This is a genomic window from Streptomyces laurentii, assembly GCF_040635425.1.
GTDB lineage: Bacteria > Actinomycetota > Actinomycetes > Streptomycetales > Streptomycetaceae > Streptomyces > Streptomyces laurentii.
This window is the reverse complement of sequence record NZ_JBEYHT010000002.1, coordinates 95108-108756: the sequence shown is the minus strand read 5'-3', so window position 1 is coordinate 108756 and position 13649 is coordinate 95108. Positions and strand designations below refer to the sequence as shown.

Here is a 13649-nt window from a genome sequence, read left to right as displayed (position 1 = left end):
AGGGGAGACCGGCCGCCGGGCAGTGAGGTGACCCCGCCCGTCGGCGCTGTGCCGGCGGGACGGTGCGTGGTGCGGGTCAGCCCGTGGGGCGGGCCCAGTGCTGCCAGGGCTGTGCCGCGACCCACTCGGTGACGGGGGTGAGGCGTACGCCGAAGGCGGTCTGGGTGTCGGCAGGGGACGGGGCCAGCAGGCCGGCGGCCCGGCCCGTGCCGGCGTGGTGGTAGATGCCGGCGACGCCGGCGGCGGCCTCCGGACCGATCGCCCGGGCCAGGCCTTCCTCGAAAGCGGCGACTTCCAGGGGGAGATAGGCGACCTCACGGCCGAGCGCGCGCCCGAAGGCGGCGGCGAGTTCGGGGCCGGTGAGCACCTCGGCGCCACCCACGTTCCACACGCGTCCCGTGGGTACGTCCTCGTCGAGGGCGCGGGCGGCGATGCGGGCGAGGTCGGCGTGGGACATCCAGGCGACCTTCCGGTCGGCGGGCAGCGGGTAGGCGAGGACGCCGTCGTCGACGACGGCGGGGCCGTTCCAGGGGCTGAAGAGGTTCTCCAGATAGACCGGGGGCCGTATGGCCAGGGCGGGGACCGTGCCGTCGAGGAGGATCCGCTCGGCCAGCCGACGGGTCTCGAAACCGGCGTACGGGGTGGTCTCGTCCGGGACCGGCGTGTTGACGTTGTAGACGAGGCGGCGCACCCCGGCCTCCCGGGCGGCCTCGGTGATGTTGTGGGCGTACCCGGCCACGGTCGCGGAGTCGTACACCAGCGGCATCACGACGACGGCGTGGCTGACGCCGTCGAAGGCGGCGCGCAGCGCCTCGGGGTCGCCCAGGTCGCCGTGGAACGGGATGACCCCGGACGGCAGGGCCGCGGCCTTCGCCCTGTCCCGGACGAGCCCGCGCACGTGGTGCCCGTCGGCGGCGAGCAGCCGGGCCACGGCCCCGCCCTGGAAACCATTGGCGCCGGTCACGAGGACGCGCTTGCGGTGCTCCTGTGTCATGTCGTGCCTTTCCTGAGGCGATGCGGTGAGGTGGGATGGTCGGCAGGACGCCGGGATGCCGGGGCCTGCGACGAAGACCTGGCGCGGTCTCCAGGAAGGGGAGGGCGCGAAGTCGCGTGGAATGGAGGCCCGGTTCGGCGGCTGGACCACGGATACCGGCGCCGACAAATCACGATGCCCATGGAACGAGTTCCCCACGAAATGCGACCCCGTTCCTGCCGGCCAGCTGACCGGCCAAGGCTCCCGGAATTTCCCTCTCATCGTTCTCGGATCGCTGGCTACGATCAATAAAGCGAGATCCGAACCGCTTTAAGGAGCGTCCGTGGGGGACGACGTACTGACCGCGCTGCTGCGGCCGTTGTGGCTGATCGACACCTTCCACAGCGTCTGGGAGGCGGGCGGGACCTGGGGGGTGAAGGGGCACCAGGACAGCTGCGCGATCGTGCACCACATGGTCCGGGGCGGCTGTGTGATCACCTTCGAGGACGGTTCCGACCCGGTGGACCTGCGGGAGGGGGACCTCGCGATCTTTCCGCACGGCACGGCCCATTCGTTCTCCGCCGAGCGCGGGGCGCGTACCACTCCGCTGTCAGCGCTGGTGCCGAACGTGAGCCTGGGGCGGTCAGGGCTGGTCAGGGTGGGGACGGCGCCGTACGAGACCCGGATGCTCTGCGCCAGCCTGCGCTACAGCCCGCTGACGGACCCGGGACTCTATGGCGGGTTGCCCCGGATCATCGTGCTGCGGCGGCCCATGCTGGAGGGCGAACCGCTGCTGATGTCGACGCTGGCCGCACTGCCCTCCGAGATCGCCCGGACCGCCCCGGGCGCGCGGATGGTGGCCCTGCGGGCCTTCGAGACCGTCTTCGTCCTGGCCCTGAGGGTCGCCCTGGAACGGCTCACGGAAGAGTTGCCGGCGCTGCGGGCCCTGCGGCACCAGGGCATCAGCAAGGCACTGATGGCGATCCACGGTTCGTATGCCGAGCCCTGGACGCTGGAGACGCTGGCGAGGAAAGCGGGCATGTCGCGGTCGGCCTTCGCCCAGCAGTTCAAGGAGCTGGTGGGCGAGTCACCGATGCGTCACCTCATGGCGCGTCGGCTCCAGGAGGCGAAGCGGTTGCTCTCGGACACCTCGGTGGCGCAGCAGGAAATCGCGCAGCGTGTGGGATATCGCAGTCAGGTCGGATTTCACCTGGCGTTCCGCAAGGAATTCGACATGACCCCGGGTGTGTATCGCTCCGGGCGGAAAGTCGGGCGAGTCGGAGAACCGGCGCGGGAAACGTCGAAGAATTTCCTGTAATCGAAGGGGTGTTGCAGTTCCTGTGGTACGTGATTCTTTCGGGAATCCGGTCGCGCCGACCTGGCGAGGCGAGAGGCGGCGCGGTCGGATTGTCTGATGGCTCGTCAGATTCCTTAGGTGGCTGCTTCATTGGTGAGACGTGGACTGGGGGCGCATGTGGGTGCTTGGCGGCGCGCGGGGGTGAATTGACAGGCGCGCGGGTGAGTGGCGCGCGCTGAACTCGCCGCTGATCGCGTCATCCTGCAGCCGGATCCGGTCGTTGCGCCCGTTCCGATGACTGTTTCCGGGCGAGGGCGCACGCTGCCGTATTACTGTGCATTGACCTTCTCTTGAACTCCCTTTTGTGAAATGTGAGGGCAGAGCGTCCCTGGGGGAGGGATGTGCCCATCGTGTCGGCCGTCCGCACACCTTCGCCTCGACGAATAGGCGCCGTCGCTGCCGCTGTCCTGAGCGCCCCGATCGGGTGCGGACGAAGTGCGTTGCCGGACGTACGTCGAACCAGCCTGAACCGAGCCGTGTTCAGGCCCTCGTCGGGGTGACCCGAAGCAAGACCCCGTCGGCCGAGGACGGACAACCCGGCCGTGAGGCGAGGCGTGTCCCGGGCTCGCGTACATCCGTGTGAGCCCGGCTGTCCCGCACCCTGACCAGGGCTGCCGGCTCCGGCGTTCCTCGCCCGTTCGGCTGACCACCCCCTCACGCGACACGTAAGGCGCCGACCCGCGTGCGCGACCCGGGCAGGCGGGACGCACCCGCCGTCCATCGGCCCGGCGTGCCCTCGGGGCGCGGGCCGCGCATCACCCGTTCCGGCGTTCGGGAACGCGGACCCGTGGGTTCGCGGGCCCGCTCCGCAGAGACCCCTTGGGGGGACACACATGCCCTTATTCCTTCACCGCATACGGCAGGACCTCTCCGCCTCGATCGTCGTCTTCCTCGTGGCTCTCCCGCTCTGTGTCGGGGTGGCCATCGCCTCCGGCGTGCCCGCCGAACTCGGCCTGATCTCGGGCATCGTCGGCGGCCTCGTCACCGGCGCGATGCGCGGGAGCACCCTCCAGGTGTCCGGGCCGGCCGCCGGTCTCACCGTGCTCGTCGCGGAGCTGGTCCGGGCCTTCGGACTGCCCGCCCTCGGTCCGGTCGTCCTGCTGGCCGGGCTCCTGCAGATCGTCATGGGCGTCCTGCGCTGGGGGCGTTGGTTCCGGGCGATCTCCCTGTCCGTCGTCGAGGGCATGCTCGCCGGCATCGGCCTGGTGATCATCGCGGGCCAGTTGTACGCGGCGGCCGGCCTGACGGCGCCCTCCTCGGGGCTCGCCAAGTTGGTGGGCCTGCCCGGCGCGCTGGCAGGGGCCCTGGGTGGCTCCGCGTCCCTGGCCTCCCTCGCCGTCGCCGCCGGGACCGTCGCCGTGGTCGTGGGGTGGCGGAGGCTGCCCAGCCGGGTGCGGGTGGTGCCCGGCGCCCTGGTGGCGGTGGTGCTCGCCGCCCTGGTCACCGCGGTGGGCGACCTGCCGCTCGCCACCGTGCGGGTGAACGGCGTCCTGGACGCCGTACGGCTGCCCGGCGCCGACGCCTTCGCCGGCCTCACCGACCTGGCGCTGCTCGCCACCGTGCCGGCCTTCGCGCTGATCGCCTCCGCCGAGTCGCTGTTCAGCGCGGCGGCCGTCGACCGGCTGCACACCGGACCGCGTACGGACTACGACAAGGAACTCGTCGCCCAGGGCACGGGCAACGCCGTATGCGGCCTGCTCGGCGCCCTGCCGCTGACGGCGGTCATCGTGCGCAGCTCGGCCAATGTGGAGGCCGGCGCCCGTACGAAGGCGTCCCGCGTGCTGCACGGGGTGTGGCTGCTGCTCTTCGTCGTCCTGCTGCCCGCTGTCCTCGCGTACCTCCCGCTCGCGGCCCTCGCCGGGCTCCTTGTCCACGCCGGCTGGAAACTGATCCCGTTCCGGGGCATGGCGGTGCTCTGGCGCACGCATCGCGGCGAGGTGCTCGTGCTCGCCGCGACGGCGCTGGCGATCGTCGTGGTCGGCATGTTCGAAGGCGTGCTGATCGGACTCGTGCTGTCCGTGGCGAAGGCCGCCTGGGAGGCGTCCCATCTGCGGGTGGAACACAGCGACGACGGTCGTGGCGGAGTACGAGTGCGGCTCGCCGGGACCGTCACCTTCCTGCGTCTGCCGCAGATCCTCGACAGCCTGGAGGCCCTGCCCGGCGACCGCCGGATCGTCCTGGACCTCTCGGGAGTCCACCACCTCGACCACGCGTGCCGCGCCGCCCTGCACGCCTGGGCCGAACGGCACAGTGCCACCGGGACCGAGTCCGTACGGCTCCACGCCCTCCCGGAAACCTCGCGCGCGCGGCAGGCCAAGGCCTCAGGGTGACCGCGTAGCCGTCCCGATCCCGCCCCGATCCCGACGCGCGCTCGACGCAGGTGACGTACCGACGTACCGACGTACCGACATGGCCCGGTCGTGCCGTTCAGGCGACCGGGGCATGTCGTGCGGTCGTGTGACGGCGCCGCGGCGGGTGATCGTTTCTGCCGCTGACACGTCCGCCGTCAGCACCCTGCTCCCCGCCATCAGCGAGGACACGGGGGCGTCCCTGGCCACGCTGCAGTGGGCGGTGACCGGGTACGCGCTGGTGGGTGCGGCGGTCATCGTGACCTCCGGGGCGCTGGGCGACATCTTCGGGCGCCGCCGGATCTTCATCGGCGGGCTGCTGCTGTTCGTGGCGTCGTGCGTGCTGATCGCGCTGAGCGACAGCGGGGGGATGGGCATCGCCGGCAGGGCCCTGCAGGGCGCGGCCGGCTCGACGATCCTGGCCTGCGGGCTCAGTCTGCTGTCCGCGGGTTCCTCGGGGGGACGCGCAGATGCGGGCGGTGTCGCTGTGGGGCGCGGCGTCGGCGGCCGGTGCGGCCGCCGGGCCCTTGGTGGGCGGTGCGCTCGTCGATGTCACCGGGTGGCAGGGGCTGTTCTGGATCGACGCGGTGATCGCCCTGCTGTGCGTGCCGCTGACCCTGCGTACGGTGCCGGAGTCGCTTGACCCGACGCGCCCCCGGTCGGTCGACCTCGCCGGGACGGTGCTGATCGCCGCCGTACTCGTACCGTTCGTCTTCGCTGTGACCGAGGGCGCGAGCTGGGGCTGGCTCAGCGCGCCGACCCTCGTCTGCTTCGTGATCTCGGCCGCGTCGGTGGTCGGGTTCGTCGTCGTCGAGAAACGTGTCCGCGCGCCCCTCATCGACGTGGCCCTGCTGCGCAACAAGGTGCTCGTCGGCGCGAGCGTCGCGATCCTTGTGGTGGCCGGCTGTATCAACGCGGTCATGTATCTGTATCTGTGCAGCCTCTACTTCCAGAACCCCGACGGCCTGGGCATGACGCCGCTGATGGCGGGGTTGGCCACACTGCCGGCGGCGGCCGGGATCGTGGTGACGGCACCGCTGATCACCCGGTTCGTCGACCGCCTGGGCGCGCGCCGGGTCATCGCCTCCGGGTTCGGGATCGCGACGGTCGCGTTCGCCGTGTTCGCCTTCGTCGACGCGTCCTGGGGGTACGCCGCGTTCGTCGGGCCGCTGATCGTGCTGGCCTTCGGGCTCGGGCTGGCGAACGGGCCCTCGTCGTCCGTGGCCACCGCCTGCGTCACCACCGACCAGGTCGGGGCGGCGTCCGGTATCTCGAACATGGGCCGCTACGTGGGGTCGGCGGTCCTCACCGCCGTCACCGCGGCCCTGTTCAGCGCGGTCTATACCCGCCGGCACGTGGGCAGCACGGCGGTGGCGGACGCGCTCGCGGCCGGATTCTCCCGCTCCTCCATCGGCCTCGCCCTCTTCTGCGCGTTCGGCGTCGTCCTGTCCCTTCTGGTCGGCCGAATCCGCCCCACCGGGCCGCCCACCGCCGCCCACTACGCGACGGCAGCGGCCGCCGGCTCCCACACGGTCCCCACCCGGCCCACCACCGGAGGGAGCGCGGTCGGCGAGCGAGGCGCCGGGATCTGACGATGCGGCGGATTCAGCTGTGAGGGCAACTGCCTTCCCTTGGAGGCCACTTCACGGGGTGAAAGGCTGGCGGACATGAAGATCCTGGTGATGGGTGGAACGGTCTTTCTGGGGCGGGCGTTCGTCGACGAGGCGTTGCGGCGCGGGCATGAGCTGACGTTGTTCAACCGGGGGCAGTCGGGAGTGACACCCGCCGGGGTGGAGGCGGTACGAGGGGACCGCGAGGACGAGGAGGCGCTGGCCGCGCTCGTGGAGGGGCGGCACTGGGACTGGGTGGTCGACACCTGCGGGTTCGAGCCCCGGATCGTGCGGCGTTCGGTGCGGGCGCTGGCCGGGCACGTGGAGACGTACGCCTTCGTGTCGTCGTTCCACGCGTACGCCGACTGGCCGGCCAAGAGCGTCGACGAATCCTTCCCCCGGCACGCCTGTGCCGTCGACGCGGCGCCGGAGGACGTGCCGTACAACGCGCTCAAGGCGGGCTGCGAGCGGGTCGTCGAGGAGGGCTTCCCGGGGCACGCGCTGATCGTCAACCCGGGCATCATCGTCGGACCCGGCGAGCCTGTCGGGCGGCTGCCGTGGTGGCTGGAGACCGTCGCGCGCGGCGGGCGGGTGCTGGCCCCGGGCTCCCCGGACCGGGTGATGCAGCTGGTCGACGCCCGGGACATCGCGGCCTTCCTGCTCGACCGGCTCGCCGAGGGCGACAGCGGGCGCTATCTGACCACCGGCGTAGCAGGGAACACCACCATGGGCGAGCTGCTGGCCGCGTGCGCCGAGGCCACCGGGTCGGACGCCGCGTTCGTCTGGGCCGACGAGCGGTTCTGGCAGGAGCATGACGTCGCGCCATGGACCGAGCTGCCGCTGTGGGCGCCGGACCTGCCGGAGTTCGCCGGCACCTGGACCCCGTCCTCGGCCAAGGCCCTGGCCGCCGGGATGCGCTGCCGCCCGGTCGCCGAGACTGTCGCGGACACCTGGCGGGCGCTCCGGGACGGCGGGTACCCGCCGCCGAAGTACCTCCAAGGGAAGATCCCGGTCGGCCTGTCCCAGGACAAGCGCGACGCGGTCCTCGCGGCCTGGGACGCGCGGGGCCCGCGGAACTGACGGATGGTGGTCCGTCCCCTCCGCCCGCTGGTGGGCACAGGGCCTGCGGGCATGTGGCCCGAGTCGGCTCTGGTGCCGGAGGAAGCCCCTGCCCGCGCTCGCGTGCGGCAGGGGACAGGCCTTCCGGGTGTGACGGACGTGATCCGGCCACGGTGATGAGTGTTCCGGCCGGGACTCGTGCCGACGTAGGCCTCCGGCAGGAGCCTTCCTTAAGATCACCCGTACCGTTTGCGGCCCGACGGGCTTCCTCACCAGGACATGCCCCCACCCGCACGAGCTACTCGTGCCCTGGGGGACCACCTCGTGTCCATGCTCTTGCTGAAGCTTTCCGCGGAAGATCTGCTCGCTCTCCACGCGCGCCGCCGCATGGTGTCGCATCTCGCCGCGCGCTGGTGGTACTTCCGAGGCTCGGACGCCTCGCTCACCGAGCGCACCGCATGGGCGGAGAGCCTGATCAGTCTCGCGAACGATCTGGTCGCCGCCGACCGCGGGAATGTCGAGATGGTGGTCGAGTGCGCCGCCACGCTTGACGAGTTCGACCGGCCGAATCCCCGACTCGTGGATGTCGTCCTGGTGGGACGTCATCCGCACGTGGGCGGACCGTCCGTGCAACTCGTCGAACTGAAGCGCTGGTCGACCGTGACGAGGATCGAACAGGCCACGGCGGACCTGGTCCACGTGCCGGGGTTCGGCGACAAGAAACATCCGGCGCTTCAGCTGCGCGAGTGCTACGAAGCGTTCACGGGCGACAGAGGGCCCTTCCAGAATCTGGCATTCGAATGCGGGGGTTTCGCGTACCTGCACAACGCGACGGACGAATCGGTGCGTCCGTTGCTGGGTGTGGACGCCCCGACAGGTGCCTATGCCCGTGTGTACACGGCCGACCGGCGTGCCCAATTGCTCGACGATCTGAAGGAGAGCTTCGCCGCCTCGGGCGGAGCCTCCGAGGCCGAGACGATGCTGCGGTCCATGGGCCTGCGCAACACCCCGCTCCTCGACGCCATGAACTGGTCACGAGGAGATGACACCGTCTTTACTCTGCGTGGACGACAGAAGGTGGTCGCGGACCAGATCATGGGCACTGCGGCCCAGGTCCTTCCCGATCCCGAGCGGCCTGCGCTGGTCCCCGACGAGAGGCGCGTGATCTTCCTCGTGACCGGTGGCGCCGGCACGGGCAAGAGCGCCATCGGCCTGCAGATCAAGGCGGAACTCGAAGGCCAGGGGCGGACCGTCAAGTACGCCAGCGGAAGCAGGGCCTTCAACGCCGCCATCCGGGAGCACGTCGGCTATGGAGACAAGGCGTTCAAGGAGACGTTCGCGTACTTCAGCAGCTTCGTCGACACCCCGGTTCCACCGCTCGATGTCCTGATCTGCGATGAGGCGCACCGCTTGCGTGATCACTCCACGAATCAGTTCTGGACACCGGAGGAGCGGGAGAAATGGGGGAAGGGGCCGCAGGTGGACGAACTCCTCGACGCATCCCGCCTGACGGTGTTCTTCCTCGACGAGGGACAGTCCGTGCGCCCGAAGGAAGTCGGAACCACCGATCTGATCAGGGATGCCGCCGACCGGTATGACGCTGTTCTGCGTGAGTACGATCTGCGCGAGCAGTTCCGGTGCGGGGGCAGTGGTGCCTACATCCACTGGGTACGCGCCGTCCTTGGCGTCACGGACGACGTGCCCGAGCTCTGGCGACCGGACGGGCTGATGCATGTCGAGGTCGTGGACACCCCTGAGGAACTCGAGCAGATCATCCGGACGGAAGCCGCGGCCGGCGCGTCCGCGCGCATGGTCGCGGGGTACTGCTGGCCGTGGAGCGAGCCGGTCGGCGACGAGAAGCGGCTGGAAGCCGATGTCCGCATCGGCGACTGGCATCGGCCCTGGAACGCCAAGAGCGGCAGTTATTGCGCGGATCAGGTACCGCCATCGGACATCTGGTCCGTCCATGCCAATGGCCTCGGCCAGATCGGCTGTGTCTACACCGCACAGGGCCTGGAATGGGACTGGTGCGGCGTGATCATGGGCGAGGACATGGTGCGCCGCGGTGATACATGGGTGTTTTGTCGGGGCAAGGAGCGCAAGGAATCACCCGACTCGGACATCAAGCGCGTCGATCGGCCCGGTTCGTTCGACCCGAAGGTCAAAGCGTCCAGCGTGGACGATGCGGCCTTCGAGCGCCTTGTGCGCCAGGCTTACCACGTGCTGTTCACACGGGCCAGCCGGGCGACGGTTCTGTACTCCACGGACAAGGAGACGCGCGACTACCTCAAGAAGCTCGTCGGGCAGGTGGAGATCCGCGGGCTTCGGCCGACGTGGCGGAATCTTCCTCAGGAGGCCCGCCCCTCGCACCTGCCGCGAGCCAACGGGAAACGGCGCCGCAAGCAGCGCAAGTCGTCGGAGGTTCATCCCCGGCTCTTCTGACGCCGGCCCCTTGGTGCCCGAACGCGGGACAGTGGAGTGGCGGGCTCTCCGGGCCCGCCACGTACCTGCCTCAGAAGAGGAGGTTCGCCACCGCGGTCAAGGCCGTCACCAGAAGACTGGAGACGACTCCGACAGCGATGTCGGTCAGGATCTCGCGAATCCGTTCACGACGCGCAGGCTTGCACTCGGCAGTGGTCATGTCGGCCCCTCAGGTTGATGAGATCTGAATGGCAGGGGGCACCCTGCGGGCAGCCACGCTCACGTCGTGTGTCACCACACGACGGGCACAACCATTCGTTACTCAGGACCTGTTCGACGTGCACATGAACCGCGGCCTCGTACCCTCCGGGAAGGTGCGCGGCGGGATCATGGTATCCGCCGATCGGCGTGAGGGTTCAGGGAATGAGCGAGCGGAGCCTTTCCCGCGTTTCCGGGTCCGTCGAATAGACCACCGTGCCGACCATGCCGCGGGTCAGTAGCACCTTGTAGGTGTTGCGGATCAGCCGGTCGATGTCGGCGTCGCCGGTCGCCTTGGTGAAGATCGGGTCCTTGGACGCGGCCCGGTCCACCACCCAACGGTCCCTACGCCAGACCAGGTCCGGCCCGATGATCACACCCGACCAGTCGTACTCGAATCCCTGCGCGGTGTAGACGCAGCCGACCTGGCCGAACCCGGCCTCCTCGGTCGCCCAGAGAGGCGCTGGAGGAGCACCGAAGAGAGACCGGTCCCCGGGCACGTTCCACGGCCTGGCCCAGTCGCCGATCACCACGTCGGCCGGCAGGCCGGTCGTAGCCGGGGTGATTTTGCTCCACTTCCAGCAGTACCCGGCCGCCATGCGCGCGCTGTACCCCTCGGCCTTGCGCGCGGTGAGGAAGGCCTCCAGCTCCTGAGGCGTGTCCACGGTTAGCAACCGGACCTTGCCGTCCGGCTCCCAGGGAATGGGGCCGTCGCCCTCCAGCCCGACCAGATGGGTCACCCAGCGCAGGTACGCGTCGCTGCCCCCGCACCGGAACTGACTGTCCAACTCCACGACCGTGCACGTCAGGTCCTGGGCCTTCGCGGCCTGTTCGATCTGCTCGACCGTGCCCATCTCACCAGGGCGCACCACTTGGTGCTGGTCCAGCAGGAAGACCGGCACTCGGGCGGCGTCGATCAGCTCGGCGACCTGTGGCCGGCCCGTACGCATGTGGGCTGGCGTGTACCGGTTCTCGGAAGTCAGACGGATACGGTGGGCCTCGTCGCAGATCAGTACGTCCAGATCGTTCGGTTCGGCCGTCATGAAGCTGTTGAAGTACTGGAACAGCTTCTTCACCTCGGTCTTGCGGGCGCCGGCGATCTTTCGCATCGTTTTGGTGAAGGAAGCGGACCCGGTGGCGTGCAGGGCAGGCACCCCGTTTCGGTAGAGCTCTCCGAGGAGCGACAGAGCGATCACGCTCTTGCCGGAACCGGGACCTCCTGTCACGACGATCACCTGCTTGTGATTGGCCCGCCGGGCCGTGCGGACCGCCGACATCACCAGTTCGTAGGCGACCTTTTGCTCGTCGAGCAGCACGAACTGCTCCCGGTTGCGAACCTCCTCGGAAGCGGCCTTCATCAGTTGCCTGGACGGACGCACGGCTCCCTGGAGCAGGGCGTCGGCGGCCTCGGCGCCGGACTTCGAGGCGAGCCGGGACTTCAGGTAGTTCTGGAAGGCGCCACGCTGGTTCTGAGTGAACAGGCGGCCATGCGCGTCCTCGGTCGCCTCTCGCAGCCAGCGCACTTCGGAGTCCTTGGCGTTGTGCAGGAAGGCCACCCCGGCGACCGAGTCGGGTGTGTGCTCCAGTGCCCCGTTGAACGACGTGAGGTAGTCGCAGTAGCCGCGCACCTGCTCTATCGGGTTCAGCACCGGCTGGCTCTGATAGTCGATGAGGCAGAGCCGGGGATCTTCCCCGTGCGGGTACGCCTTGCTCCACTGCTTGAGTTCCACGACCACGTACGAGGGCTCTCCGGTGACCGGGTGCACGCCCGCGAGTACGACATCGGCGCGCTTGCTGGTGAGGGGGAGGGCGTACTCGATCAGCATCTCAACGTCGCCAAGTCCGGCTTCGATCAGCGTGTTCGCCAGTATGGGGAGGCTGCGCTCCCAGGACCGGATCTCCGAGGGGGAGGGGCGATGGCCGCGTGCGTGCAGGAAGTTCTCGGCCAGTATCAGCGCGAGAGCCCCTTCCGCGATCGAGCCGCCGAAGAAGCGGGCGGCCACGGACGCCACGGATTCGCGGAACAGCAAGACTTGCCCCCAGGCAGCACGAACTGACTCGTGCGGGTGGGGGCATGTCCTGTCGGTGTTCACGCAGCCGTCCGGCTGCGTGGCGAGGAAGTCCGTCGGGCCGCTGAGATGGTCGCCTCATCCTAGGACAAGGCATGATCCTGAGGATGTCCCGGTCGGGCCGGGCGGAGCGGGAATGCTCGGCCTGCGTACCGATCACGGCCGTCCGAGCGCTTCGCGTGATGGTGTACCGGGGTGACTCGCGGCTTCGAGGCCTCGGCGTCAGTCCCGCCGCGTGGGGGAGGTCGCGGGAGCGGGGGACGGGGTGGGCGGTGGGGTGACGCGGGCGCGCAGGGTGGCTTCGAAGTCCTCCGCGCGGGAGAGCTGGACGCGAAGCTTTCCGACCTGTTCGGCGGCGGACTGCTGGTAGGCGCGGATACGTTCCACCAGGGCCTCGCGCTCGTCGGCGCCCAGCGTGCCCCGGGCGGCGACGATACGGGCGCGCAGCGCCGCCGCCTCGTCGCGGATGGCCTCCCGGCGCCGGGCCGGATCGGCGGTGGCGGTCAGGAGGCGGATCGTGTCCAGCGGCAGCCCGGCCTCCTTGGCGCGCAGGACGACCGCGATACGGACGAGGTCGGCCGCCCCGTAACGGCGACGGCCGGCCGGGTCCCGGGCGGGGGCGAGCAGGCCCACCGCCTCCCAGTGGCGCAGGACGTGCGGGGCCAGCCCGAAGCGCGCGGCGGCGGCGCCGACGCTCAGGGGCCCCTGGTGCCGCTCGCTTGACTTCATGCCGACATTAAGTCGCAGCCTGGCACGCATGACCACGGAAACAGCCGGTTCCGGCCGCTCCACGGACGCCCTCGTCGCCCTTCTCGACGCCGCCGACCACATGCCGGGAGCCGCCGAACCGCGTTCCTTCTCGTACGACGTACTCGGCGCCGCTCCGGGGCGGTCCGTCGTGGACATGGGCTGCGGCGCGGGCCGGGCCGTGGCGGAACTCGACGAACGAGGGGCAGCGGCCGTCGGCGTGGATCCCGACGCGCATATGATCGCCCTCGCCCGCTCGCGGTGGCCCGAGGCCGACTTCCGGATCGCGGGGGCGTACGAACTGCCCCTGGCGGACTCTTCCGTACACGGCTACCGCGCCGACAAGGTGTTCCACGAACTGGCCGACCCAGAGCGGGCGTTGGCCGAGGCGCTGCGGGTCCTCGCCCCCGGCGGGCGGATCGTGCTCATCGGCCAGGACTGGGACACCTTCGTCATCGACTCCGACCATCCGGCCCTCACCCGCGCCCTGGTCCACGCCCGCGCCGACCTCACCGCCGGCCCGCGGACCGCGCGCCGTTACCGCAACCTGCTCCTCGACGCCGGCTTCGGGGACGTGACCGTCGAGGTACGCACCGGCGTCCTCACCGGCCCGGCGGTCCTGCCGCTGCTGACCGGACTGGCCGAAGGCGCTTGTTCCGCCGGTGCGTTGACGCGCGAGGAGACGGACCGCTGGATCGCCGACCAGCGCTCCCGGGCCACGCGGGACCGTCTCTTCCTCGCGCTGCCCCTCTTCATCGCGGCGGGGACGGCACCCCGCTGACGCGCGCTCCCGCGTGCGGGGTCCGA

General features: G+C 70.3%; 10 protein-coding genes and 1 pseudogene. 7 read left to right on the top strand and 4 right to left on the bottom strand.

Annotated features, from left to right (window positions below):
- Positions 1 to 76 precede the first annotated feature (76 nt).
- The gene (locus ABZ693_RS01995; protein WP_359872303.1) at positions 77 to 994 is read right to left on the bottom strand and encodes an SDR family oxidoreductase; all 918 of its coding nucleotides are present in this window, start codon (positions 992 to 994) and stop codon (positions 77 to 79) included.
- Between the two features lie 322 nt (positions 995 to 1316).
- Here ABZ693_RS01995 and ABZ693_RS01990 point away from each other — a divergent pair, with 322 nt between their 5' ends.
- From ABZ693_RS01990 to ABZ693_RS01965, 6 genes and pseudogenes are all read left to right on the top strand, one after another.
- Positions 1317 to 2291, top strand: coding sequence for an AraC family transcriptional regulator (locus ABZ693_RS01990; protein WP_359872301.1), 975 nt, complete (start codon positions 1317 to 1319; stop codon positions 2289 to 2291).
- Between the two features lie 872 nt (positions 2292 to 3163).
- Positions 3164 to 4660 carry a SulP family inorganic anion transporter gene (locus tag ABZ693_RS01985; protein WP_359872299.1) on the top strand — a complete coding sequence of 499 codons (1497 nt, stop codon included), beginning with the start codon at positions 3164 to 3166 and terminating at the stop codon, positions 4658 to 4660.
- 79 nt (positions 4661 to 4739) lie between these two features.
- Positions 4740 to 5066 (top strand): annotated as a pseudogene (locus ABZ693_RS01980) (MFS transporter); the annotation flags it as partial.
- Positions 5067 to 5148: 82 nt separating this feature from the next.
- Positions 5149 to 6270: an MFS transporter gene (locus tag ABZ693_RS01975; protein ID WP_359872297.1), complete on the top strand. Its 1122-nt coding sequence runs from the start codon at positions 5149 to 5151 to the stop codon at positions 6268 to 6270.
- 75 nt (positions 6271 to 6345) lie between these two features.
- Positions 6346 to 7368, top strand: a complete 1023-nt coding sequence (locus ABZ693_RS01970; protein ID WP_359872294.1) for an NAD-dependent epimerase/dehydratase family protein — start codon at positions 6346 to 6348, stop codon at positions 7366 to 7368.
- Positions 7369 to 7677: 309 nt separating this feature from the next.
- The gene (locus ABZ693_RS01965; protein WP_359872292.1) at positions 7678 to 9789 is read left to right on the top strand and encodes a DUF2075 domain-containing protein; all 2112 of its coding nucleotides are present in this window, start codon (positions 7678 to 7680) and stop codon (positions 9787 to 9789) included.
- A 70-nt stretch (positions 9790 to 9859) separates the two neighbouring features.
- Here ABZ693_RS01965 and ABZ693_RS01960 read toward each other — a convergent pair whose 3' ends face one another.
- From ABZ693_RS01960 to ABZ693_RS01950, 3 genes are all read right to left on the bottom strand, one after another.
- Entirely contained in the window at positions 9860 to 9988 is a 129-nt protein-coding gene (locus ABZ693_RS01960) for a DUF6408 family protein (protein ID WP_359872290.1), read from the bottom strand.
- A 196-nt stretch (positions 9989 to 10184) separates the two neighbouring features.
- On the bottom strand, positions 10185 to 12056 hold the full coding sequence (locus tag ABZ693_RS01955; protein ID WP_359872496.1) for a DNA/RNA helicase domain-containing protein: 1872 nt from the start codon (positions 12054 to 12056) through the stop codon (positions 10185 to 10187).
- A 261-nt stretch (positions 12057 to 12317) separates the two neighbouring features.
- A complete protein-coding gene (locus ABZ693_RS01950; RefSeq protein ID WP_359872289.1) occupies positions 12318 to 12824 on the bottom strand; it encodes a MerR family transcriptional regulator in 507 nt (168 codons plus the stop codon).
- A 28-nt stretch (positions 12825 to 12852) separates the two neighbouring features.
- Between ABZ693_RS01950 and ABZ693_RS01945 the strand changes: the two genes are divergently transcribed.
- On the top strand, positions 12853 to 13623 hold the full coding sequence (locus ABZ693_RS01945) for a methyltransferase domain-containing protein (RefSeq protein ID WP_359872287.1): 771 nt from the start codon (positions 12853 to 12855) through the stop codon (positions 13621 to 13623).
- The last annotated feature ends 26 nt before the right edge of the window (positions 13624 to 13649 follow it).

Excerpts from the sequence above, each read along its gene's own strand:
- ABZ693_RS01995 (WP_359872303.1), bottom strand. The coding sequence starts at position 994 with ATGACACAGGAGCACCGCAAGCGCGTCCTCGTGACCGGCGCCAATGGT.
- ABZ693_RS01985 (WP_359872299.1), top strand. The coding sequence starts at position 3,164 with ATGCCCTTATTCCTTCACCGCATACGGCAGGACCTCTCCGCCTCGATC.
- ABZ693_RS01975 (WP_359872297.1), top strand. The coding sequence starts at position 5,149 with ATGCGGGCGGTGTCGCTGTGGGGCGCGGCGTCGGCGGCCGGTGCGGCC.
- ABZ693_RS01970 (WP_359872294.1), top strand. The coding sequence starts at position 6,346 with ATGAAGATCCTGGTGATGGGTGGAACGGTCTTTCTGGGGCGGGCGTTC.
- ABZ693_RS01965 (WP_359872292.1), top strand. The coding sequence starts at position 7,678 with ATGCTCTTGCTGAAGCTTTCCGCGGAAGATCTGCTCGCTCTCCACGCG.
- ABZ693_RS01960 (WP_359872290.1), bottom strand. The coding sequence starts at position 9,988 with ATGACCACTGCCGAGTGCAAGCCTGCGCGTCGTGAACGGATTCGCGAG.
- ABZ693_RS01950 (WP_359872289.1), bottom strand. The coding sequence starts at position 12,824 with ATGAAGTCAAGCGAGCGGCACCAGGGGCCCCTGAGCGTCGGCGCCGCC.
- ABZ693_RS01945 (WP_359872287.1), top strand. The coding sequence starts at position 12,853 with ATGACCACGGAAACAGCCGGTTCCGGCCGCTCCACGGACGCCCTCGTC.